This is a genomic window from Bacillus sp. P4_E1, from assembly GCF_056401715.1.
Genome location: NZ_JBFUIV010000035.1, coordinates 1 through 23,046 on the forward strand (window position 1 = coordinate 1; position 23,046 = coordinate 23,046).

23 protein-coding genes and 2 pseudogenes are annotated in these 23,046 nt (G+C 34.9%); 4 read left to right on the plus strand and 21 right to left on the minus strand.

The genetic code is table 11. The features are described from left to right. From AC1DS7_RS27420 to AC1DS7_RS27480, 13 genes and pseudogenes are all read right to left on the minus strand, one after another. Positions 1–334 (minus strand): annotated as a pseudogene (locus AC1DS7_RS27420) (RNA-guided endonuclease TnpB family protein); the annotation flags it as partial. Positions 335–369: 35 nt separating this feature from the next. Continuing rightward, entirely contained in the window at positions 370–774 is a 405-nt protein-coding gene (gene tnpA, locus AC1DS7_RS27425; RefSeq protein ID WP_002031793.1) for an IS200/IS605 family transposase, read from the minus strand. 234 nt (positions 775–1,008) lie between these two features. Continuing rightward, the gene (locus AC1DS7_RS27430; RefSeq protein WP_002085825.1) at positions 1,009–1,269 is read right to left on the minus strand and encodes a hypothetical protein; all 261 of its coding nucleotides are present in this window, start codon (positions 1,267–1,269) and stop codon (positions 1,009–1,011) included. A 76-nt stretch (positions 1,270–1,345) separates the two neighbouring features. After that, positions 1,346–2,773, minus strand: coding sequence for a basic amino acid/polyamine antiporter (locus AC1DS7_RS27435; RefSeq protein ID WP_215587743.1), 1,428 nt, complete (start codon positions 2,771–2,773; stop codon positions 1,346–1,348). 213 nt (positions 2,774–2,986) lie between these two features. Next, positions 2,987–4,498 carry an ABC transporter permease/substrate-binding protein gene (locus AC1DS7_RS27440; protein ID WP_476999341.1) on the minus strand — a complete coding sequence of 504 codons (1,512 nt, stop codon included), beginning with the start codon at positions 4,496–4,498 and terminating at the stop codon, positions 2,987–2,989. 3 nt (positions 4,499–4,501) lie between these two features. Continuing rightward, positions 4,502–5,449 carry an ABC transporter ATP-binding protein gene (locus AC1DS7_RS27445; RefSeq protein ID WP_033709046.1) on the minus strand — a complete coding sequence of 316 codons (948 nt, stop codon included), beginning with the start codon at positions 5,447–5,449 and terminating at the stop codon, positions 4,502–4,504. A 102-nt stretch (positions 5,450–5,551) separates the two neighbouring features. Then, a complete protein-coding gene (locus tag AC1DS7_RS27450; RefSeq protein WP_002127228.1) occupies positions 5,552–6,109 on the minus strand; it encodes a YdcF family protein in 558 nt (185 codons plus the stop codon). Between the two features lie 63 nt (positions 6,110–6,172). Next, on the minus strand, positions 6,173–7,402 hold the full coding sequence (locus AC1DS7_RS27455) for an MFS transporter (RefSeq protein WP_215587741.1): 1,230 nt from the start codon (positions 7,400–7,402) through the stop codon (positions 6,173–6,175). A 1-nt stretch (position 7,403) separates the two neighbouring features. Next, positions 7,404–7,940, minus strand: coding sequence for an NADPH-dependent FMN reductase (locus tag AC1DS7_RS27460; protein ID WP_002031805.1), 537 nt, complete (start codon positions 7,938–7,940; stop codon positions 7,404–7,406). Between the two features lie 143 nt (positions 7,941–8,083). Then, the gene (gene gnd / locus AC1DS7_RS27465; protein WP_002012680.1) at positions 8,084–8,980 is read right to left on the minus strand and encodes a phosphogluconate dehydrogenase (NAD(+)-dependent, decarboxylating); all 897 of its coding nucleotides are present in this window, start codon (positions 8,978–8,980) and stop codon (positions 8,084–8,086) included. A gap of 18 nt (positions 8,981–8,998) precedes the next feature. Then, positions 8,999–10,348 carry a GntP family permease gene (locus AC1DS7_RS27470; protein WP_002141651.1) on the minus strand — a complete coding sequence of 450 codons (1,350 nt, stop codon included), beginning with the start codon at positions 10,346–10,348 and terminating at the stop codon, positions 8,999–9,001. Between the two features lie 14 nt (positions 10,349–10,362). Continuing rightward, the gene (gene gntK / locus AC1DS7_RS27475) at positions 10,363–11,901 is read right to left on the minus strand and encodes a gluconokinase (protein WP_002141647.1); all 1,539 of its coding nucleotides are present in this window, start codon (positions 11,899–11,901) and stop codon (positions 10,363–10,365) included. Positions 11,902–12,343: 442 nt separating this feature from the next. Next, positions 12,344–12,805, minus strand: a complete 462-nt coding sequence (locus AC1DS7_RS27480; protein ID WP_002189504.1) for a hypothetical protein — start codon at positions 12,803–12,805, stop codon at positions 12,344–12,346. Between the two features lie 209 nt (positions 12,806–13,014). On the opposite strand from AC1DS7_RS27480, the gene AC1DS7_RS27485 reads away from it, so the two are divergent. Together AC1DS7_RS27485 and AC1DS7_RS27490 are read left to right on the plus strand one after the other, a co-directional pair. Further along, on the plus strand, positions 13,015–13,917 hold the full coding sequence (locus AC1DS7_RS27485; protein WP_002031814.1) for an ABC transporter permease subunit: 903 nt from the start codon (positions 13,015–13,017) through the stop codon (positions 13,915–13,917). Continuing rightward, entirely contained in the window at positions 13,914–14,933 is a 1,020-nt protein-coding gene (locus AC1DS7_RS27490) for an ABC transporter permease (RefSeq protein WP_476999342.1), read from the plus strand. The genes AC1DS7_RS27485 and AC1DS7_RS27490 overlap by 4 nt, the downstream gene beginning before the upstream one ends. Before the next feature lie 152 nt (positions 14,934–15,085). Here AC1DS7_RS27490 and adhP read toward each other — a convergent pair whose 3' ends face one another. The 5 genes from adhP to AC1DS7_RS27515 form a co-directional block, all read right to left on the minus strand. Then, positions 15,086–16,123, minus strand: a complete 1,038-nt coding sequence (gene adhP / locus AC1DS7_RS27495) for an alcohol dehydrogenase AdhP (protein ID WP_002031819.1) — start codon at positions 16,121–16,123, stop codon at positions 15,086–15,088. A gap of 383 nt (positions 16,124–16,506) precedes the next feature. Then, positions 16,507–17,361, minus strand: a complete 855-nt coding sequence (locus AC1DS7_RS27500; protein WP_002031820.1) for a MurR/RpiR family transcriptional regulator — start codon at positions 17,359–17,361, stop codon at positions 16,507–16,509. A 286-nt stretch (positions 17,362–17,647) separates the two neighbouring features. Then, positions 17,648–18,283: a response regulator gene (locus tag AC1DS7_RS27505; protein ID WP_002031722.1), complete on the minus strand. Its 636-nt coding sequence runs from the start codon at positions 18,281–18,283 to the stop codon at positions 17,648–17,650. A 14-nt stretch (positions 18,284–18,297) separates the two neighbouring features. Beyond that, positions 18,298–19,416 carry a GAF domain-containing sensor histidine kinase gene (locus AC1DS7_RS27510; protein ID WP_002031724.1) on the minus strand — a complete coding sequence of 373 codons (1,119 nt, stop codon included), beginning with the start codon at positions 19,414–19,416 and terminating at the stop codon, positions 18,298–18,300. A 151-nt stretch (positions 19,417–19,567) separates the two neighbouring features. Then, the gene (locus tag AC1DS7_RS27515; protein WP_016102084.1) at positions 19,568–20,461 is read right to left on the minus strand and encodes a mechanosensitive ion channel family protein; all 894 of its coding nucleotides are present in this window, start codon (positions 20,459–20,461) and stop codon (positions 19,568–19,570) included. Between the two features lie 251 nt (positions 20,462–20,712). Between AC1DS7_RS27515 and AC1DS7_RS27520 the strand changes: the two are divergent. Next, positions 20,713–20,942: pseudogene (locus tag AC1DS7_RS27520) on the plus strand (hypothetical protein). A 35-nt stretch (positions 20,943–20,977) separates the two neighbouring features. On the opposite strand, the gene AC1DS7_RS27525 reads toward AC1DS7_RS27520, so the two are convergent. From AC1DS7_RS27525 to AC1DS7_RS27535, 3 genes are all read right to left on the minus strand, one after another. Then, positions 20,978–21,526 carry a cysteine hydrolase family protein gene (locus AC1DS7_RS27525; RefSeq protein ID WP_002031729.1) on the minus strand — a complete coding sequence of 183 codons (549 nt, stop codon included), beginning with the start codon at positions 21,524–21,526 and terminating at the stop codon, positions 20,978–20,980. Positions 21,527–21,760: 234 nt separating this feature from the next. Then, a complete protein-coding gene (locus AC1DS7_RS27530) occupies positions 21,761–21,943 on the minus strand; it encodes a hypothetical protein (protein WP_305881563.1) in 183 nt (60 codons plus the stop codon). A 147-nt stretch (positions 21,944–22,090) separates the two neighbouring features. Continuing rightward, positions 22,091–22,579 (minus strand): putative periplasmic lipoprotein, encoded by a 489-nt coding sequence (locus AC1DS7_RS27535; protein WP_002031720.1) that lies wholly within the window; start codon positions 22,577–22,579, stop codon positions 22,091–22,093. A gap of 285 nt (positions 22,580–22,864) precedes the next feature. Here AC1DS7_RS27535 and AC1DS7_RS27540 point away from each other — a divergent pair. Continuing rightward, positions 22,865–23,046, plus strand: a 182-nt coding sequence (locus tag AC1DS7_RS27540) for a transposase (RefSeq protein ID WP_476999343.1), incomplete at its 3' end; no start/stop codon positions are given.

Consider the following 23,046-nt stretch of genomic DNA (forward strand, 5'->3'; position numbering starts at 1 on the left):
ATGATGCTTTAAAAAAGCTTTTTACTTCTGTAAATAAGGCTCTACGAATCGCTTGAACAGAGTTTGATTGGACGCCCGAGTAGTTCATATCGGCTTGCATGGCAGTGTCCACTTCTTTTACAGTAGCCATCTTGTTATTATTCAGATAACTTTGTTTAATCGTGTACAATCCAACATTTCGCAACGCTTTTGAACTATGTGACATGCGTTGCAGTAAACGAAATTCTTTCGCAGTAAGGCAAGCTCGTCCGATATTCTGTTTCTGAGTGAAGCGTTGCATGTTTTCTCTTTTCTTTTGTTTACGTAATACTTTCACTGCTTTCTTTCTACCCATTGTTTTCACCACCTTTCTCAGGGGGTTCATTAAAATCATTTCATTCCTTGTGATTCAATGTACTTACGGATAGAACCTATAGGTGCACCGCCCGTTGTTAAAAGACAATAACTTCGAGACCAAAACATTTCTTTCCATAGATCATGTTTTATCTTAGGAAAATCTCGTTTCACGAAACGAGAACTAACACTTTTGTAACTGTTAATCGCTTTTGACAAATCAATGTTTGGAACTGAACGGAACAAAACGTGAACATGGTCTTCATCGTGATTCCATTCTTCTACAGTAATTCCTTTTGGCTCAAGTAACCGAATGAAGTGCTCTTTCAGATAATCTGAAATTTCATCGTTCATCACTTTTTTACGGTATTTAATAACCAAAACTAAATGATAGTAGAGTAAGAACACTGAATGATTATTATTATCTAATTTCGTTGTCATATATATTGTCTCCTTATCTACGACTAATTATATCGCAAGACGCAAAAGAAACAAATATTCGCTCTTTAAAAAATTGTTATGAACGAAACAAAAGAGTTCAGCCTACCTTCTGACGGCAATTCATCTCCACCTGAATTGTTGGGTTTCACCCGTAACACAAATCAGATGGAGTCTTCTTGCCGAAAAGGATAAAAAACCTGACGTCATCCGTCAGGTTCAAAATTAAAACGTATATTAATGAGAAGGAAATGCTTTTTTTTCTTGTAAAATGGCATTATGAGCGATTTTCATTTTAGCAAGTACGTACCGTAATCGATCTTCGGCATTTTCATCTTTATTTTGCTGCAAACTCGCCAAATTCTCTACAGAACTCGCTAAATTTTCAATCACGCCTCGAAGTTCAGGATGATGATTAAAAAAAGATTCTTGTACTAATACTTTCCTTAAATCACTAGCTAAATCCATAATTCTAGACAACTGTTCTTTTTCTTCCATTTTCATCCCTCCTGAATATCTTATGTATTAAATATTCTCTAGACAAGGAAAAAAGCCCTTTAAATTAAAAGGACTTTTACATTTTTATAGTTCCTGTCAGTAACATATAAAGTGATGTAATAGCTGCAATAACAATTGCCAACATCACATATCGCTCTTTGCCTGCAAAACAACGATTCCCTTTTTCTTTTCTTGCAAACATATACACGAGAATCCCAATACCATATACGATTGAAACAAGCAATAAATTCTTTAAACCAGCTGCATAAATTAACCATACAGAGTATAGGGAAGCAATTAATGCTAACAATCCATTTTTTACTCTCGCAACTTTCAGCTCTTTCGTGATGACTAATTTCAATTGAAATAGCGCTGATAATAAGTACGGCAGTAATATAGATGTTGACGCAATAAAATACATAATTTGATATGTCGATTGTGAAAACAAAACGATTATAAATATAGTTTGGGCAACGATATTTGAAATCCACAATGCCATATGCGGCGTTTGTTTCTTATTTGTTTTCGTAAAGACTTTCGGAAACACGCCGTCTTTTCCTGCTACGTGAGAAATTTCAGAAACAAGTAAAAACCAGCCAATTAATGTACCTACAAGTGACGCAACTAATCCAATATTAATTGCCATTGCACCCCATGGCCCAACAACATGTTCTAATACATGTCCCATTGAAGGAGTCTCTAATACTGAAAGTCCTTTTCTTGTCATGGCTCCCATTGACAGAACAGAAATTAAAATATAAATAGACATTACTAAAATAAGTCCAAATACTGTCGCTTTTCCAACGTCTCTACTATTTTTAGCTCTTCCTGATAATACAACTGCTCCTTCAACCCCAATGAACACCCAAAGGGTTACGAGCATTGTATTTTTCACTTGACCTAGTACAGAGGAAACTGAGATAGTTCCTTCGCCCCAAAAGTCATGTGTAAATGTATCCCAGCGAAACGCTGTTACCATCACGACAATAAATAATAAGATCGGAACTAATTTCCCAATCGTTGCGATAACATTCATAATGGAGGCTTCACGAATTCCAAATAAAATTAGAAAATGCAATGTCCATAATAAAAGTGATGCACCTACGATTGACGCAACATTATTTCCGCCTTTAAAAATTGGGAAGAAGTAACCTAATGTACTAAACAGTAACATAATTGTTGCAACATTTCCTAAAATCCCTGCTAGCCAGTATCCCCAAGCACTGTTAAAACCAATATATTCACCGAATCCAGCTCGTGCATAACTATAGATTCCGCCCTCAAGCTCCGGTTTTTGTCTTGCTAACGTTTGATATACGAGCGCAAGTGGAATCATTCCCATTGCTGTAATACACCAACCAATTATCGTTGCACCACTATTTGCTCCTACTGCTAAATCATGCGGTAAACTAAAAACACCGCCACCAACCATCGTTCCAACTACTAATGCGATTAACGGAAAAAACCCTAACTTCTTTTCTATTTGTACCACCCCATCTGTCATTCTAGGTGTTATGTTCGTTCAACTATTAAAGTCACCTTTTTCTCTAATAGACGTTTCTCTTATATTTTTTCAGGAAAACATTACTTATTCTAAAAGAAAATGAAGAAAAATGGAATACTTTTTTGAAAAAATGTATAAGTATGCACAAAAAAACCGTTCATTTTGTAATGAACGGTCATTTCATACATATAAAATTGTATATTTATTGTAAAATTAACGAAGTAACTTCTCTTTTTGTAAAAATTGTTTTGCGACTTCTTTGCTACTTTTCCCATTCACATTTACTTCATAATTCATTTTTCTCATTTCTTCATCTGTAATCTTTCCAGATAATTTATTTAATACTTTTTCGAGTTCAGGATATTTCTGTAACGTCTCTTTTCTTAATAATGGTGCTCCTTGATAAGGCGGGAATAGTCCTTTATCATCTTTTAGCACTTTAAGCCCATATTGCTCCAATTCACTATCTGTTGAATATGCATCGATTACGTTAACATCTCCCGATTGTATTGCACTATAGCGCAGTTTCGGTTCCATCGTTTTAACATTTGAAAACTTATAGTTATATAATTTTTGCATTCCTTTATAACCATCTTCACGATCAGCAAATTCTAATGTAAATCCTACTTTAGCTTCCTGTGCAATTTTTCCTAAATCAGAAATTGTATTTATGTTATTTTGATCTGCTATTTTTTTCGGCATGGCTAGTGCGTATGTATTGTTATACTCCATTGGCTTTAACATAACCATATTATATTTCTTTTCCATTCCAATACGAGCTTGTTCATATACTTCATCACGATTTGTACTTTTCGGTTCTTCTTTCACGAAAGTAGATAAAGCTGTACCTGAAAATTCTGGGTATATATCTACTTCACCTGATTTTAACGCTTCGAATACAAATGCTGTTTTTCCAAGGCCTGGCTTTAATTCCACTTGTAAATCTGTATCCTGTTCAATAAGTTGCTTGTACATTTGAATTAATATTTCTGGTTCAGATCCAAGTTTACCAGCAATAACTATGTCTTTCTTTTCGGTATTCCAAAGAAATGGAGCAGCTATCATTACTACAACTATACATATCGTCAATATAACGCGCTTAGAAGAGCGTTTCGGGCTCTCAAGTATGCGAAGTACTATATCAAAGAATAAAGCGAGTAACGCAGCTGGTACGGCCCCTAAAATGATAAGCGCATGGTCATTTCGATCTATGCCTAATAATATGAGCTTACCGAGCCCACCAGCGCCTATTAAAGCAGCTAATGTAGCCGTTCCAACAATTAATACCATCGCTGTACGAATACCAGCCATAATAATTGGCAATGCGAGTGGAAGCTCTACCTTCCATAATCTTTTCCAGCTATTCATCCCCATAGCTCTCGCCGCTTCTATAAGTGATTCATCTAATTCCCGTATTCCTGTATATGTATTTCGTAAAATAGGTAATAGTGCATACACAACTAATGCGATTATAGCTGGCAGTTTTCCAATTCCTACTAACGGAATTAATAGTCCAAGTAAAGCAAGTGAGGGCACTGTCTGCATAACAGCAGAAGTCCCTATAATAAATTCAGCCATTCGTTCTTTTCTCGTTAATATAATGCCGAGCGGCACTGCAATAATTACTGCAAAAAATAGTGAAATAAGCGATATTTGTAAATGCTCACTTAATGCACTTAGCAATTCTACTTTTCGTTCTTGGAACGTTTGAATAAAATCAGTCACTGTTTAGCCTCTTTCCTTCATTTGTTCAACAATGTAATTGACAATATGACGACTTGTTAACGCTCCAACATATTGACCATGCTCTTCAACCGGCACTGACTCTTCAGTTTGTAAGCGGACTAGTGCTTCTTGTAATGACGAATGTAAAGATAAAGCATTCCCTTCAACTCGTATACCCTCGTCTAGCGGCAATACCTCTTCTATACTCTTCCCCTCATACCAAGGTCGTCCACGATTTCCAATGAACTCCTCTACAAACTCATTTTTCGGGTTATGTATAATTCCTTCTGGTGTATCTAATTGAACAACTTTTCCTTCTTTCATTACACAAATACGATCACCAAGTGATAAAGCCTCTTGCATATCGTGCGTTACGAACACGATTGTTTTTTGAATCTTTTTTTGCAGTTGTACGATATCCTTCTGGAGCTGCTCCCTACTTAACGGATCTAACGCACTAAATGGTTCGTCCATAAGTACAATTTTCGGGTTTGCGGCTAATGCCCGTACGACACCAACACGTTGTTTCTGCCCTCCCGACAATTCATCTGGCATGCGATCACGATATACATCTGGATCGAGCCCAACCATCTGTAGCAAGTCATCGACACGTGCTTTTATTTCCTTTTTGGTCCATTTTCTCATTTCAGGGACAACTGCAATATTTTCAGCAATTGTCATATGTGGAAACAGCGCAATCTGCTGCAACACGTACCCTATATTCCAACGTAGTTCGTTTATGTTATATTGTTGAATATCTTTTCCATCGATTAAAATTGATCCTTCCGTCGTTTCAATTAAACGGTTAATCATCTTCATTGTCGTTGTTTTCCCGCAACCACTCGGACCAATGAGAACAAAAAATTCTCCTTTTTTAATTTCTAAATGTAGTGAATCCACTGCTTTTGTGCCATCTTCATACGCTTTTGACACATGATTAAATTGAATCACAGACACAACTCCTTTCATGTTGTTTCCTTTATTTTGATGGAATATAGCATTCATTTCAAATGATACGCTTTATTATACAAAAAAAGAGCTCTCATTTGAGCTCTAACGGTCGAACAATATTGTTTTCATAATTGCAGCATATTCACGCACATACGCTTTTTTCTTAGAGCGTCTCGGTGTTTCAGCAGCCAAAGCTTCCATCTTTATCCCTAAACGCTTTGCAATTATTTTCGTTCGATATAAATGATACGTATTACTTACAACTACCGCATGCTTTACATCATATAAATCCATACTAAACTTTAAATTTTCATACGTATTTGTAGAGCGGTCTTCAATTAAAATACGATTCTCATCTATACCATGTACCATTAAATAGTTTCTCATACTGTGAGCTTCCGGTATATCTTCATCTTCCCCTTGACCACCTGAAACAATTACTTTCACCTCAGGGTGAGCATGTAAATATTCCAACGCTATATCCAAACGATTTTGAAGAGATAAAGACGGTCTATCTCCAAATAACTTTGCACCTAATATAAGAACGTATGGAGAGTGATTACTCAATGTTTCACGAGCAACTTTATTCATTCGAAACGTCATATAAATGATGTATAGCGGAGGTAGTAATAAGATTATAAGCAATATCCATTTGTTCATAAATAAGTTAACACTCCCTTTCTTTTTATTATATAGAAAAAGAAAAGGAGGCAGAAGTATTTTTTAAACAATTGATTTATTAGACACATTCGCTTCCGTTTTACGTTTTGAAATTACATAATAAAAAGCAATCCCTAATGATAGGATCAATATACAGCTCAGTACGTAAAACGGGATCATTACCCCTGCTTTAGATACGCCTGCCGTAAACAACATTAATAATACAATTCGAATTCCTGTGCCAATTAATCGAAATAAGCTGTCCACACGTCCCATTACTTCGTTTGGGATTTCTTCCATCATCAATACATTTCTCGCCACTCGTGTTCCAGCATTTCCAATCGCATGGAAAATCGCTAGTCCATATAATAACATAATGGAAGGCTCAATAATCATTGCGGTAATTGAAATTACATAAATAACCATCGTCATAAAGATTGAAATTTCTATTTTGACATATTTCATCATGATTGGAATACTTATTCCTGCAAGAACCGCTCCGACACCGTACATCATACCTTCAATTGCGTATACAGAGGCACTAGCTTTGAGTATATCTGAAATATATACTGGGATTAAATAATTTGCCATCATGACACCGATAAACGGCATATAAGTCGCTAGTAAAAACCAAAATAACTTAGGGCGCTTTTTCATAAAGTGAATTCCTTCGAACAATTGCTTCTTAAATGTTGCTTTCCGTTTTACTTCTTTTTTCTTTACATACGGTATACATAAGAAAAGAAAAAATGCTCCTGCAAAAGTTAACATATCCACTAACAAGATCCATTTCAAAGAAATAATCTCAATTAAAAAGCTAGCAGCTGCGCCTGAAATAACTTGCGTTAATTGTCCTTGTATTTCCATTGTGCCACTTAAACTTTTATAATGCTCTGATTGAAATATTTCTTGGTTAAATGCAAATATTGTGGGATAGAATAATAGATAATAGAAAGAACCTGCTATATAAATAATAATGTAATGAATAGAATTGTATGATTGCCCAGCAAATCCCCAAATGGCCATCATTCCTATAATGGCTATCCCGATACCTTCGTTACATAACAATAAAGATTTTCTTGAAAAACGATCTATGCTTTGCCCAATGAATGGTGTTAGTAAAAACATGATGAGAGTTGCAACGATAGAAACATAACCAAATGTTGTCTCTCCTCCACTTTCCTTAATTAACAACCACGGAATCGTTATCATAACAATCCCGGAACCAATAGCGGATAAACTATTGGCTCCTAGAATGTAATACAAGCGAGAATCATGATAAAGAGAGGACATATCACTCAACTCCTAATTGTTTTTTCACCTCTTTATATACGCTCATATATGCTTTTAATTCTTTAACTAAATCATGAATTAATGGTTTTGCATCTTCTCCAAGTTCACTATCTTGCACATGTAATCCATCAAGCACGACTTGTTTTGGAATTGCATTTGCGTAAACGCCTCTAGCGACAGTGCGCATACTATTTAATGCGTTTATTCCCCCTTTACCTCCTCCAGCAACTGCTAGTAATGCGACAGGCTTATGGATGAATTCACTGCTACTTAAGTAATCTAACGAATTTTTCAGCGCTCCGCTCATCGCATTATGATATTCTGGTGTACATAGTACTACTCCATCCGCAGCTTTCACTAAAGCTTTTAATTTTTTTACTGCCTCTAATTCACGTTGTGATTCTTCTCCATTATATAAAGGCAATTCCGCTACTGCTAAATCGTATAACTCCCCTTCAAATTGCTCTGCAATATATTTTGCCACAACGCGAGTTCTACCGAATTTTCTTGGTGTACCGTTAATAACGACTAGTTTCATAATTATTTCTCCCCTTTGTTTTCAAGTTATATTTATATATTATCAGAAATTTCTATACAAAACACAGTAAAAAGAGGGAAAAACTTTCATTAAATAGTATGAGAAATAAAAAAAACTCATACTTTCGTATGAGTTTCACAAAACTAATTTTTCACAACCTCATGTCCACCGAATTGATTACGAAGAGCTGAGACAACTTTCCCATGGAATGTATCATCTTCTTGTGAACGGTAGCGCATAAATAATGACATAGCGATAACTGGTGCCGCTGCTTGTAATTCAAGCGCTGTTTCAACAGTCCATTTCCCTTCTCCTGAAGAGTTCATAACACCTTTAATGCCATCAAGTTTCGGATCTTCTGCAAATGCTTTTTCAGTTAAGTCCATTAACCAACCACGGATAACCGATCCGTTTGCCCATACTTTTGCAACATCTTCATAATTGAAATCAAAATCACTTTTATCTAGTACTTCAAATCCTTCAGCGATTGCTTGCATCATTCCGTATTCAATACCGTTATGAACCATTTTTAAGAAATGCCCACTACCGACGCGGCCTGCATATGAATAACCATTTTCTACTGCTAAATCTTTAAATAAAGGTTCTAGTTGATCATAAATTTCTTTTTCTCCACCAACCATTAAGCAAGCGCCGTATCTAGCTCCTTCTACACCGCCTGATGTACCGATATCTACATAATGTAAGCCAAAGCTTTTCGCTTCTTCAGCACGGCGTAACGTATCCTTATAGAATGAATTTCCACCTTCAATAACGATATCGCCTTCCTCTAATAATGGATATACATCTTTTAGTACTGACTCAACAACTTCTCCTGCAGGTACCATTACCCAAATTGTACGAGGTGCTTCGAGTTCAGCAATCATTTCTTTTAACGTATGACGAGCAGTAATCCCTAATTCCCCTGCCTTTTCAACAAGCTCATTATTTACATCGTATACAACTACTTCATGCTTGTCTTCATGTAAGTGTTCAGCTAATGGGAATCCCATTTTTCCTAATCCAATTAAACCTAGTTTCATATTAATCAATCTCCCATTCTATACAAATATATTTAATAACGAAATTAATCCAAGTGCTACAACAGATAATATTGTCTCCATTGCGGTCCATGTTAATAATGTTTCTTTCACAGTCATTCCGAAATACTCTTTAATCATCCAAAATCCAGAATCATTTACATGCGATAATATTAATGACCCTGCTCCTGTTGCAAGTGCCAGTAACTCTACATTTACTCCTGGTGTACTTGCTGCAATCGGTGCTACAATTCCAGCTGCTGTCATCATAGAAACAGTAGCCGATCCCGTTGCAACTCGGATAAGTGCAGCAATTCCCCAACCTAATAATATCGGTGAAATATGTGATTCTTTCGCCATCTCCGCAATTGTAGTTCCGATCCCAGAATCTAATAACACTTTATTAAATGCACCACCTGCACCGATAACTAACAGTATGTTTGCAATTGGGCCTAAACAATCATTTGTAACTTGTAAGACTTTGTCTTTAGAAAACCCTTTTGCATAGCCAAGACTAAAGAAAGAATATATCGTTGCAATTAATAATGCGACTATTGGATCTCCAATAAAATGCAATACTTGTGCAAGTTGGCTTGTTTTATTTAATGCTACTTCCGCTATCGATGCACCTAGCATAAGAAATACTGGAAGTAAAATAGTAAACAATGTATTTCCGAAGCTAGGAAGTTCCTTCTTCTTATCTCTTTCAATAAATTGCTCCGCTATATCTAACGGTACTTCTTTATGTATACGAGCACCAATCCATTTCCCGTAAAGCGGACCTGCAATTATTGCAGTTGGAAGTCCGACAATTAATGCATACAAAATTGTCTTCCCTACATCTGCTTTAAATATACCTACCGCTGCCATAGCTGCTGGATGCGGTGGAACAAGTCCGTGTACAACCGAAAGACCTGCTACTAGCGGAATACCGATTGTAATAAGTGATACCCCTGTTTCTAACGCAATTGTAAATACTAACGGAATTAATAGTACAAATCCAACTTGGAAAAATACCGGAATCCCTACTATAAATGCAACGAACATCATTGCCCAGTGAACACGCTTTTTCCCAAAACGTCCAATTAATGTGTTAGCAATTCGTTCAGCACCGCCAGACTCAGCCATCATTTTTCCAAGCATTGTTCCTAAAGCTAAAACAATCGCTAAAAACCCTAACGTATTACCGAGACCTAATTTAATAGAATCGATAATCCCCGGATGTTGTGGTGAAGTTCCAATTAAGGGCATCCCCATTGCTAGCCCAACTCCGATTGCTGTTAAAATTAACGCGACAAATGGATGCCATTTTACTACCGTAATTAGTAAAAGTAATATAACAACAGCCGCTAGTACGATCCCAACTACCATTTCTCCCAATCCCCCTATTGTTTACGTTGGAAAGCAGCTATACAATCAAATTCTTCTTTCAAACGATTGTAAAGTCGTTCATACATATAAAACATCTCTAAATATAAAGCCGTATTTTCTTTATTCGGTACATGGTGATGGACAATATCAATCCAATCCTTCACCTCTTCAAGAGAATCAATTTTCCCAATTGCATACAAAGCAAGTGCTGCTGCCCCAAGCGCAGATGCTTCATGACTTTCTGGAACAAGCAATTCTTTCCCCATCATGTCAGATAACATTTGTCTCCAAAATGCAGATTTCGCAAAGCCTCCTGAAACACGTATTTCAGTAAGTGGCCCTGTACAATCTCGAATGGCAAGTGCTACTGAATACACACTCATACAAACACCTTCCATAACTGCTCGTATGAAATGTTCACGTTTATGCTGAAGGTTTATCCCGAAGAATGTACCTCGAGCATTTGCATTCCAGTAGGGTGCACGTTCTCCAGATAGAAACGGTAAAAATAGTAATCCATCTGCTCCAGCTGGTACACTTTCTGCATACTTAATTAATAAATCATAAGGATCAATTCCAAGCTTTCTTGCTACCTCTTGCTCTGGGCTACCAAATTCATCACGTAACCATCTAAGTAATATTCCACCGTTATTCGTTGGTCCGCCGATCACCCAGTGCTCATCTGTTAATGCGTAACAAAAAGTTCTTCCTTTTTCATCTGTATTAACACTCGATGAAATTGTTCGAACCGCACCACTTGTCCCGATCGTAATTGCAGCTGAGCCAGGTGTTATTGCACCGACACCTACATTTGCAAGAACACCATCACTTGCACCAATAACAACCGGAGTATCCTCACTAATACCCATCTTTTGTGCTAATTCCGGCTTCATTCCCGATAAAATATATGTAGTTGGTACAGGTGTTGATAATTGTTCTGGTGACATATTTAACATAGTTAAAACATCTTCATCCCAGTTTAATGTTTTTAAATTAAATAACCCTGTAGCAGATGCAATAGAATAATCAACTACATAGCGTGAAAATAATTGATAAATGACATACTCTTTAATGGAAATAAATTTATGAGCAGTTCTGAATAACTCCGTTTCTTCTTCTTTCATCCACAATAATTTAGAAAGTGGTGACATCGGATGAATCGGTGTACCAGTTCTTCTATAAATGTCATGACCATTCATTTGTTGTAATAGTTTTTCTGATTGCTTTGTGCTTCTATTATCTGCCCAAATAATAGAGCGCGTTAACGGCGCACCGTTTTCATCTACAGCAATTAAGGCATGCATCGCTGTACTAATCCCGATTGAAGAAATATCTTCCGGTGACACATTACCCTTTTCAATGGCAACGCTTACAGTTTTATATACAGCAGCACATATTACATCAGGATCTTGCTCAGCCCATCCGACGTTCGGTTGAATAATTGGATAATCAATTGCATGTGAAGCAACGACTTTTCCTTTCTCAGTGAATACAACCGTTTTCGTACTTGTGGTACCGATGTCAACCCCGATTACTCTCCCCCTTGTTTCCATGCGAATCTTCCCTTCGTTTCTAGCAAAATACGATCTAGTAAACCGTTTACATGAATTAGTATATAAAATATTTTTTCATAAATCAAGTTACAAGAAGAAAATTTTTTTCAAATCAAAATTTTTGTTTAGTATTTGCTGGTTCGTTGCACGAAACCAACATCTCTCGTAAGATATTTGGAAATAAAAAGCTTTGAATTTCTCAAGCAAATAATTGTAATTCATTGGATACAGAAATAGACATACAAAAACGCCATCCTTTCCTGTGATTTTACAGAATGAATAGCGTATTTTGTAACGGGAACATAAAGTTTGATAAATTAATATAGATAAACTTAATAAATGAACAAAAAGAAAGAGCGTTTTAACAAAGGATTAATTATTATTTGTATTTCTTGTTCAACTACATAACTCGTTAATTAAACGAGAGACTAGTATACATTAATTATTCAATTAATGTTTGTAAAGCTGTTTCAATGTCTGTTTCTAAATTATTTCTTGATGTATCATATAAAGTCCCAGTACCTTTAAAATAACCACCATAGTAATACCATAACTGTATGAAATCTGCATATTCATCATCTTCAACAGTAACATCATTAAAATCTATTATTATTTCAGAACGATATTCTTTTTCTAGACATTTCTCAGAATTTAAGTCTTCTATTTCATCTCCGTCAATATCCCTATTAACCCATATTTTTAGGTTTCGTTTTCCTTTTCTCTCAAATTCATTTATATATTTTTTTTGAAGAACTTTACTATATTCTGATCCTAACCTTTCTAATTCAACTATCTTTCTTTTTAATTCTTCATTTATCTCACTTTCAGAAATCAAAATGTACCTCTCATCTTCTAAATCATTCTCTTTATCTTTTTTAAATAACCTTTTTAATTTATCAAACATTCTTTCCCCTCCACCTAAAGATAATAATATATAAGTTCTCGTTTTCTTAGCTTGATGGACATAGGGCATGGCTGCTTACTATCACTTTTTTACCTTGTAAATATATGTTCCATACTATAAAATCTAATAGTATTTATATTTTTCTGAAAAATCAAAACAAAATATGAACTTTATTGTATAATGTTGTAAAAAGATGTCGGAGGGATTTAATGTTATATAAAATATCTCAATTCACAATAAAACTTTCATCAATTCTTTTATCACTCTTACTATTACTAAATTTACCTTATTTATTTATCACTCAACAGGGATTCACTTTTCAACCAATTCATTTTTTTAATCAGATCGTTACTATGTTAAAACAGGTTTTCTCCCCTGAATCATTAGTAGTTATGGGATCAGACCCGAAATTTGGTCATTTCAAAAAGACACCATTATTTCCAACTGTTTTAGAACCTTACCTATATTCATTTACTGTATTATTTATAGCCTTTTTGCTTGCACTCTTTCTATCATCTAGTATGGCATTTTTTTATTTTTTAGCAAAAGATTATATAAAAAAATGGATAAACCGAATTGTGTTCATATTAGAAGCTGTCCCTGATATGATGATGATGATTTGTTTGCAAATATTTTTCATATGGGTACTTCAGAAATTAGGGGAATCTCCTGTCACCATTATTTCTTTTAATGAAAATCGAGCTTATTTACTCCCTATTTTATCTTTAGCAGTCTTACCTACATTACAAATGTTTCGGATGATGGTGTTATACATAAAAGAAGAACATGAAAAACATTACGTAGAGGTTGCATATGGAAAAGGACTTTCATCAAGTTATATACTATGCATTCATTTATTCAAAAATATATCTATCCACTTCTTTCATCATTTAAAAACGATTTTTGTTTTCTTACTTTCTAACTTATTCATTTTAGAATTTGTTTTTAATATGGAGGGCATTATTCAATTTTTATTTAAGAAGGCGTTTATTTCACCTCCAGCTGCATTTATCATACTTGTTATGATTATTTTACCGTTTTATGCCATTTTTCAAATAATCTCATTCATGATGAATAGATGGAAAAAGCAATTGAAAGGAGCAGCATTATGAAATCTATTTGGAAATCAAAACGATTTTTAATCGGCTTTACTTATCTATTCATACTTGTTTCAGCTAGTTTTATTTATAGTTGGTTCTTTAAAGATAACATCCCAAGACCTCCTCAGTTACTTTACAATGACAATAACGAATTACTTGGAAAGGCCCCCTTTTCGCCATTGTTAATGCCGCCTTTTGGATCTGATCGTTTTGGAGAGTCTGTTTTCTTACAAATTGTAGAAGGAGCAAAATTCACCATTTTATTAGCCGTGGCAATTAGCTTCTTTCGAATTTTATTCGGAACATGTATAGGAATCCTCTTAAGTTTATACGCTCCAAGATTCAAGAGATTTTTCCAGGCATGCTCAGAAGTTTTTTACTATATTCCTACTTTATTTATCGCATTTATACTCATCACGCCCGTTAATATTGTAATCATATCAAATGCTGATAGATTAGATCCAAATATTTCATTTGCGTTTTATCAAGTTCTCGTACTTATTTTCGTCGCTCTACCTACACTTTCTTTATATATCTCCTCAGAGGTTGATGAATTTATGAAACGAGATTACATTTTAAGTTCACAATTACTGGGTGCTAGCCGTTTTCATATTATCAAAAAACACTTACGAGTCTTATTACTTGATCGCTTATTTGTGTTATTTATGGAACATATCGTCCAAACACTCATACTCGTTATCCATTTAGCGTTGCTTGATATTGTAATTGGTGGGATACAAATGCGTGAACTCTATGACGGAGTACTCAAACCTGTTTCTCTATCGAATGATTGGGCAGGCCTTATTGGATTAAATCGTTATGAAATGAATATTTCATGGTGGATTATTTTGTATACTCTCGTTTCATTCTTTATTACGATTCTATTTATTAAGCTTATGACAATCGGGATTCAAGATGCACTGAAAGCAAGAGATTCGCAAGTTGTAGCAATTCAAACCGTTCCAAATCATAAAAAATTTGTTAAAAGTAAAGATTCTTTTTCATTTGTAGATAAAGTGAACCTTTAATCATGTCTCATCAATCAAGTATTAATTGGCATTGATATTAGTAGAATATAAAAAAGATGATCCCTATTGAATACGAGGGATCATCTTTTTTATGCCGTCTAACTTTTTTAAATGACCTTTGCTAGACTCATGCTTTTTATATTTAAAATGAATTATTTACACTCACAATTATGCTGTTTAAAATCGATTACCATACGCCCTTGAATTCTACCTTGTTCCATTTCTTCGAATACATTTTGTACTTTATCTAGAGAACACGTTTGAACAACCGGCACTACTTTTCCTTCTGCGCCGAACATAAATGCCTCCTCCAGATCCTTACGAGTACCAACTAGAGAACCAACTACTTCAATTCCGTCTAATACAAGTCGTGGAATGTTTAAATCCATAGTTTCTACTGGTAAACCTACCGCAACTACTTTACCGCAAGCACGTACTGCATCAACTGCTGAGTTGAATGCTACTTTAGAAACTGCTGTTACTACAGCAGCATAAGCACCATCAAACTCCTCTTGAACAATTTTATCAGCAGGACCTTGAGAAATCGGATTGATAGTCATATCAGCACCAACTTCTTTTGCTAAGGCTAATTTGTCGTCATTGATATCTACTGCAATTACCTTTGCACCAAATACGTTTTTAGCATATTGAATAGCTAGGTTACCTAATCCACCACAACCATAGATTACGATAGGTTGACCAGGTTTAATGTCTGATACTTTTATAGCTTTATATGTAGTTACGCCCGCACATGTAATCGATGATGCTTGAGCAGGATCTAATCCTTCTGGTACCTTCACCGCATAATCAGCTGTAACAATACATTGTTCAGCCATACCACCATCTACTGAATAACCAGCATTTTTTACTTCACGGCAGAATGTTTCTCTCCCCGTTACGCAATATTCACAACGTCCACAAGATTGGAACATCCATGCAATACTTACACGGTCACCTATCTTTAGTGAAGTAACATCATCAGCAATTTTAGTAACAATACCTACACCCTCATGACCAAGGATGCGGCCATCGGTGTTTCCAAAATCATGATTCGCAACGTGTAAATCAGTGTGGCAAACTCCACAATACTCTACATCTACTAGCGCTTCACCCGAGTGTAACGGACGTAACTCTTTTTCAATAACTTCAATATTTGCTTTGCTGTTTTTATTAACTACTACTGCTTTCATATGTGATCTCCCCTTTAGTGTTTTAGAGTTTTAATGAGTTTATCTCACAACTACTGTCCTCACTATTTTGGCTAATTATTGTACCAAATTTAAGTGTTCAATCATCATTACAGGTTCATCATAACATGGAATTTCATAAGCTTATTGTAAAATATTGAACAATATTTGAATTATTACCCAATACGTATTTTGATGTATCAAGCTACTTGTTAAATTTCATATGCAAAATATCGAGGTTTAAAAAATGAAGGGTCTAAAAGATGAGAGATTATTATTATTATAGGTAATTGGCATATTTCTATAGACACTTAGAACAAGTAGATCTAGAGGGTATATCAACAGACTACTCGCCAATATAAAAAGCTCTTCATTTGAAGAGCCCTTTATATTCGCTTCATCGAAATAGTTTCACGTATACTTTGTAAATTTTGTAGTGTTTCCTCTTGTCGCTGCAATGACAATCCCACATACAAAGTATCTAATAAACTAAGCTGCGCTAATCGTGACGAACTTGCTTCTGTACGAAATTCCGTCTCACGCGTCGAAGTATATAATGTTATATGAGCAAGTTGGCTTAATGCCGATTTTTGATAGCTCGTAATCGCAATAATTTTGGCCCCTCTTGCTTTCGCTACTTCTAACGCTTCAAGTAAACCTTTATTACTGCCCGAATGAGAAATTGCAATGACCACTGCTTTTTTTGTCAGCAAGCCCGCTCCCATAATTTGAAAATGTGAATCCGTATGAGCAATACAAGAAATACCCGTTCTCATAAACTTATGATAAGCATCCATCGCAATAATACCTGAACCACCATTTCCATAAAACTCAATTCGTTTCGCTTCATTCAGCGCACTTACTGCCTGTTCCAACGCGTTATCGTTTAACAAATGTAATGTATCTTGCAGTCCTGTAATATGTGAATGAAAAACTTTTTTAGCAACAGTGACAATATTATCTTCTACCGATACTTCCTCATGAATATTTTGCATCGGGGTATGTACAATCTCACGAGCTAATGTAATTTTCAAGTCTTGGAACCCTTGAAAACCTAAGTGTTTGCATAAGCGGAATATCGTTGCTTCGGAACTATTCGTAACTTCCGCTAATTCCGTAATCGATTTATGTACAACATCTTGTGGATGTTTCAAAATATGTTCGGCAATACTTCGTAATTTCGGTGATAAACCATTTAACGAAGCCTGAATCTTTCCAATCCCACTTTTTGTACCAGGCATAGCGTATCTTCCCCTTCCATAGTAGCTTTATCCCGTATTAACGGGTAGTAAGACTCCCACCTCAAAATTCGATGAATGCAAGGGAGTTAGGTGGGAGATCAACTGCCCGTAAAAACCCGATTGGTTCAACTAATAATCAGTGGGGATGGCCCCCCCACTGATTAAAGTTTCACTTTATTGTACCTAATTATTGAAAGAAGAAAAACCTTTATTCGGCATCTCTATACATTTTAATTTCTCATATGTATTCTTCCGTAGCATATGACACAATTATTCATACTTATTTCTAGTTTTCCCCATGCTTTACTGCGTATAAGGCAGCTTGTGTACGATCATCTACTTCCAATTTAGCCAATACGTTAGAAACGTGTGTTTTCACAGTTTGTTCTGTAATATGAAGTTCTGCTGCAATCTCCTTATTGCTTCTTCCTTTCGCAATTTCACGAAGTACTTCTTGCTCCCTTTTAGTTAACATAGAAAAAGGATTCTCTTTTTCTTTCTTGACTGCTGATCGTCCTAATAGTGCTGGTGTTACTTTCGGGTGAAAATTTGCGTTTCCTTGATATACCGCAACGATTGACGCAACAAGTTGATCTGGCTGCACTTCTTTTAATTGATAACCATCTGCCCCAGCTTCTAATGCTGGTAAAACGTAATCTTGTTCTGAAAAACTACTGAGCATAAGAATTTTTATTGTCTCATCGTATTGTTTTATACGTTTTGTCGCTTCAATACCATCCATTTTCGGCATTGATAAATCCATTAATACTACATCTGGCCTTTCTGTTTGGACGAATGTTAATGCTTCTTCACCATTTGCTGCTTCCCCAATAATTTCAAATTCTTCTCTCGTCTTCAAAAAGAATACGAGTCCCCTTCGAACGATATGATGATCTTCTACAAGTAATAATTTAATTTTCACTGACGTTCTCCCTCTCAAACCGGTAATTGAATTTCTATCTTTGTCCCCTTTTCCGGTTCTGCTTTTATTCGAAAAATTCCCCTCATTAATTCAATTCGTTCTTTCATACTTTTCAAACCAAGTGCTGACTCTCTTACTTGATCCTGTATAAATCCTATTCCGTTATCTTCTATGTAAAAATGCAACTTATTATTTTCTATCCTTAAATGAACACATACTTTTTCACATGAGGCATGTTTTTTACAATTATGTAATGCCTCTTGGCTTATACGCCATAAAACTTCTTCTATTTCATCTTCAATTAAAACCATTCCATCAATTCGAACTTCCACTTGAATCCCTAACAGTTTTCCGTAATTTTGAATCGCTTCTGCTAAACCTTTCTCTAATCCTTCAGGCCTTAATTGCCAAATCAAAAGTGTCATCTCTTGTAATGCTTCCTGTGATAATTCTCCAATATAACTTAACATCTCTTGCAAGTCTCTATCCTTCGTCATATTTAGAGTCCCTTTCGCTGTTAGCATAATTGAAAATAACAATTGTTTAACAGAATCATGTAAATCACGAGCCAATCGATTTCTTTCAGCTACAACTACATATTTTCGTTCTTTCTCAACTAATTGAATACGTTGTATTGTCGTTCCAATTTGAAATGCAATCGCTTCTAATAACGCTAACTCCTCCTCAGAAAAATGTGTTTTATGAGGCGAGGCTACATTTAATAGACCAAATTTCTCTGATCCAGATCTTAGCGGGATTGTCGCATGATGTGTAACATCTTCTGTCTCGCCCCAATTACATTCAATCGCATCCTCTATTCGTTTACATTCAATAATATTTGTCGCTTTTTCCAATCTTCCATTCACAAAACGTTCTACACACCAACAATCTCCTTCACACATCGGCTTCTTTTCCTGCCACGTAAGAGCTGGGGGTAAGTTTTGGTCTACAAGCATACGATGCTTTCCACTTTCATCAATAAAGAATATCCACCCTGTTTGTAAATTCATAACTTGTAACAATGTATGTAACACTTTCCCTAACATTTCCTGTAAGTTTGTTGCTTCATTTAGTAACTCAGCAATTTCTTTTAATGCCTCTAAACGATGCATCTCTTTTTCATCTATGTTCATTCTCATCACCAACTACCATTATAACATTAAGAAATTTCAAAATACTACAAACAAAAAAGAACCGAATTCCTTCAGCTCTTTTTTCGGAGATATCCCATACAGTTCATTCAAATCTAAATTTTAAACCAAAACAGAAATTAGCTAATTTTCTTTAACTGTCTGATAAAGATTGTCCCCCATGAATATGCTGTAAACTTTCAGTGTTAACGAACATATTCGCTGCTGGCATTTGCACTTGATTTTTATGGAACATAGACATTAATTCAAATCTTACTTGTCTAGAAGTTTCAAAATAATCTTCCGGTTTAATCAAACCTGTAATACAAAATTCATATCCAACATATTTAAGGTTAGGATTTAAGTCTGTAACTCCAACATATTTAAATGGCTCAACAGCTTCATCATCTACTCTATAAAGATTTTGCTCCAATTTTTCATTACAAATAACACATACTTCTTCTAACAATTCTTTAACTCTTGTAGGATCTTCCTGATAACTTACCGTGATGCGTTCAATAACTCGCATCCATCCTTTATTAAAATTCTGTATCGTTCTAATCTCTCCGTGTGGTATGGTAAGGAGTTTCCCTGACCATTCACGAATTTGCATAAAACGAATACTAATTTCCTCAATAGTTCCTGAATTTGTTCCGTTAAAAGTTACAAAATCGCCAACTCGAAACTCTTTGTCCGCTAATCTTGCGAAGCCTAATATGACATCTTTTAGCATCTGTTGTGCAGCAAAACCGATGACGACTCCCGCTATCCCTGCACCTGCAATAATACTTTTTATATCTACAAATTGACTAATTAAATATATGATCAGACTGATGATAATGATATATCTAAAAATAGATCGAATAACACTTTGAATCGTCTGCTCTACCTCTTCATCAAAAAAGCTTGATTTTTTAAAAAACCAATCAATAATGCGGTTTATGACAAAAGAAATAATGATAAGAACTAAAGCAAATAGTAAAAATCTTAAAAGTAAAAATTCCCTTACATAATTAAAAAACTCCTCAGTATACGTTAATAAACTCATCCATCCACTTCCTTACTAATGAAAATTTCATGCAAAACTGATTTATTGTATTACTTTTTGGTTCCCTTCAAACTTGTTATACATTCTTCTATAAATATACCCTTTTTCATTATCTAAAGGGAGCTGACAATTGAAAATTTTTTAAATGACTTTATTTTAAGACTGCACTACTCATCTTAATAACAGGAAAACATTCACATGACACCGAATAGTTCATTTGAAAATATTTTGACTCGCGAAGGTTACTAACAATGGGCTATATCGAAGAACTAAGAGAAGTTATTGGATCAAGACCACTCAATTTAGCTGGAGTAGCTGTTTTCAATGAACAAGGATAAATATTACAGAATTTACATGTGGCTTGTTAAAAGCAGATGGAGTTGAATCATTGCATGTACAATTTTTCGATTTAAACCGACTACCAGAAAAGATTAGTCCGTTCATTAAAAAGTTAATTCAAAAACAAGTCGTTTCTATATAAATGTAAAAAAGAGGCCTTTTCGAAGGCCTCTTTTTTTACTTCACTTCTGCATTTAAACAAGATTTAAAATGTCCAAGTGCATATTCATGTCCTTGCGCATTAAAAGATGCAACCGCCTTTTCATAAACGACAATTTTAAATCCTTTATTATAAGCATCTACTGCTGTATGAAGAACACAAATATCTGTACATACACCTACAAGATGCACTTCCCCTATTCCTCTTTCTCTTAGCTTCATTTCTAGATCCGTTCCTGCAAAAGCACTGTAACGTGTTTTGTCCATATAGTATACATTCTCTGCATTTTTATATTTCTCGCATACATCTTGTAATTCACCAAATAAGTCTCTTCCATTTGTACCTGCTATATTATGAGGTGGAAACAATTTCGCTTCTGGATGATATACATCATTGTCTTCATGTTTATCGATCGCAAATACTACGTAATCACCTTTTTCAATAAATTGTTTCGTTACACTTACAAGTTCCTTCTCAATTTCTTGACCTGGTTTCCCGCATGTTAAAGCACCTTTTTCAGCTACAAAATCATATGTATAATCAATATTTATAAGAGCTCTTTTCATAACTACAATCTCTCCTTCTTCTGTTTCACAGTAAACAATAGAAAATTTGTTATTACGACATCGTATGTACTATTCGACATTTCAAATGAAATCCCTACATTTCCAACTCAATACTTACCTTAATCCGAGTTTATCATAAAGCGAAACTTTAATCATAGGGGGTATTATCCTTCACCAATCGGGCTTTTACGGGCAGCCCGACTCCCACCTAACTTCCTCGCATGTGCCGAATTTTCAAGTGGGGTTCTTATTGTCCGTTAAGGCGGGATAAAACCGATACACAATGACAAAACATACAGCTCCAATTAACAAGTCATGAATGTGATAATTGAGCGTAACTTCAACCGCCTCTTGTAAAGTAAACCAAATGACCAAAAACATTATAATAAATAAGAAAATACGAATAACTCGTTTCAAACTTTCAATTCCTTCCTCTTACATGATAGTAAATAATAAGTTCTTTCTATTCATTCGTACTAGAAAGTGAAACAAATTATTCTCAATGACATAATTCAATCCAAACTAAAAAGTACACTACTTTTGAGTAATGTACTTTTTTCCATATTAAGACGCAGGCTTCGTTTCAAACTGAGCTTGATTCAAGCTAATGACTTTTCCTTTTGGGTCATTGTTTTCAAACTGAGCTGCGGTAATCGTATGACTACCTGTCTCAAGCGTCTTTTCTTTTAATTGTACTGTTGTCTGTGTTGTACTAGTTACTTGATGTTTATCTGCAAATATTTGATCTACAAATACAAATGTTTCTTTATCGTTTTGAAAATTGGAAAGTTCTAATTCGACTTGCTGAATTAAAGTATCCTTTTTTATGAATACAGTTGGTATATTGCCATTTTCAGAAGTACCATCTGGAGTAGTTACTTTTACTTTCCCTTCTCCGATTGGCACTGCTCCTTCAGGAAATACGACCATATTCTCATCACTTGCATTTACAACTTGTTCTTCCTGGTTTGACTGTGCATCCTCTTTTTCCTTTGGAGTACCACAGCCTACTAATAACAATACAGACAATCCAGCGATTATGAATTTCTTCAAAATTCATTCCCCCTGTTATTTCATTATAATTTATTATACAAAAATAACTTCTTGATTTTAAAACTAGTTTTTAACACTTTCATGAACAAATATTAGCTTGCTCACGATTACTGTACCATACTTTCATTTTAAGAACATTAATTTTTTTAAAGAAATAAATAGTAATTCCAATCTATTCATCATTTTAGCCCAATTTACTAAAAAAATATCCATTCAAAATAAAAAGACATTGTCATTTGATATTATCCCCTTAAGGTAGACAGTGTAAAAAGACCATGAACAAACATGGATGTTACACTTCTACTTGGAGGGGATTTTATTATGGCTAAAAAAGGGTCTACATTTCAAACTTATTCAAATGAATTAAAGATACAAGCTGTAGAAAGTTTTTTAAACGGTGAGGGTAGTCAATCAGCTATAGCGAAGAAATATGGACTTAAAAGTAGAACGCAATTAATAGAGTGGGT

Bases quoted from the DNA above. Each gene is read 5' to 3' on its own strand.
- tnpA (WP_002031793.1), bottom strand. From the start codon at position 774: ATGACAACGAAATTAGATAATAATAATCATTCAGTGTTCTTACTCTAC.
- AC1DS7_RS27430 (WP_002085825.1), bottom strand. From the start codon at position 1,269: ATGGAAGAAAAAGAACAGTTGTCTAGAATTATGGATTTAGCTAGTGAT.
- AC1DS7_RS27435 (WP_215587743.1), bottom strand. From the start codon at position 2,773: ATGACAGATGGGGTGGTACAAATAGAAAAGAAGTTAGGGTTTTTTCCG.
- AC1DS7_RS27450 (WP_002127228.1), bottom strand. From the start codon at position 6,109: ATGAACAAATGGATATTGCTTATAATCTTATTACTACCTCCGCTATAC.
- AC1DS7_RS27455 (WP_215587741.1), bottom strand. From the start codon at position 7,402: ATGTCCTCTCTTTATCATGATTCTCGCTTGTATTACATTCTAGGAGCC.
- AC1DS7_RS27460 (WP_002031805.1), bottom strand. From the start codon at position 7,940: ATGAAACTAGTCGTTATTAACGGTACACCAAGAAAATTCGGTAGAACT.
- gnd (WP_002012680.1), bottom strand. From the start codon at position 8,980: ATGAAACTAGGTTTAATTGGATTAGGAAAAATGGGATTCCCATTAGCT.
- AC1DS7_RS27470 (WP_002141651.1), bottom strand. From the start codon at position 10,348: ATGGTAGTTGGGATCGTACTAGCGGCTGTTGTTATATTACTTTTACTA.
- gntK (WP_002141647.1), bottom strand. From the start codon at position 11,901: ATGGAAACAAGGGGGAGAGTAATCGGGGTTGACATCGGTACCACAAGT.
- AC1DS7_RS27480 (WP_002189504.1), bottom strand. From the start codon at position 12,805: ATGTTTGATAAATTAAAAAGGTTATTTAAAAAAGATAAAGAGAATGAT.
- AC1DS7_RS27485 (WP_002031814.1), top strand. From the start codon at position 13,015: ATGTTATATAAAATATCTCAATTCACAATAAAACTTTCATCAATTCTT.
- AC1DS7_RS27490 (WP_476999342.1), top strand. From the start codon at position 13,914: ATGAAATCTATTTGGAAATCAAAACGATTTTTAATCGGCTTTACTTAT.
- adhP (WP_002031819.1), bottom strand. From the start codon at position 16,123: ATGAAAGCAGTAGTAGTTAATAAAAACAGCAAAGCAAATATTGAAGTT.
- AC1DS7_RS27500 (WP_002031820.1), bottom strand. From the start codon at position 17,361: ATGCCTGGTACAAAAAGTGGGATTGGAAAGATTCAGGCTTCGTTAAAT.
- AC1DS7_RS27510 (WP_002031724.1), bottom strand. From the start codon at position 19,416: ATGAACATAGATGAAAAAGAGATGCATCGTTTAGAGGCATTAAAAGAA.
- AC1DS7_RS27515 (WP_016102084.1), bottom strand. From the start codon at position 20,461: ATGAGTTTATTAACGTATACTGAGGAGTTTTTTAATTATGTAAGGGAA.
- AC1DS7_RS27525 (WP_002031729.1), bottom strand. From the start codon at position 21,526: ATGAAAAGAGCTCTTATAAATATTGATTATACATATGATTTTGTAGCT.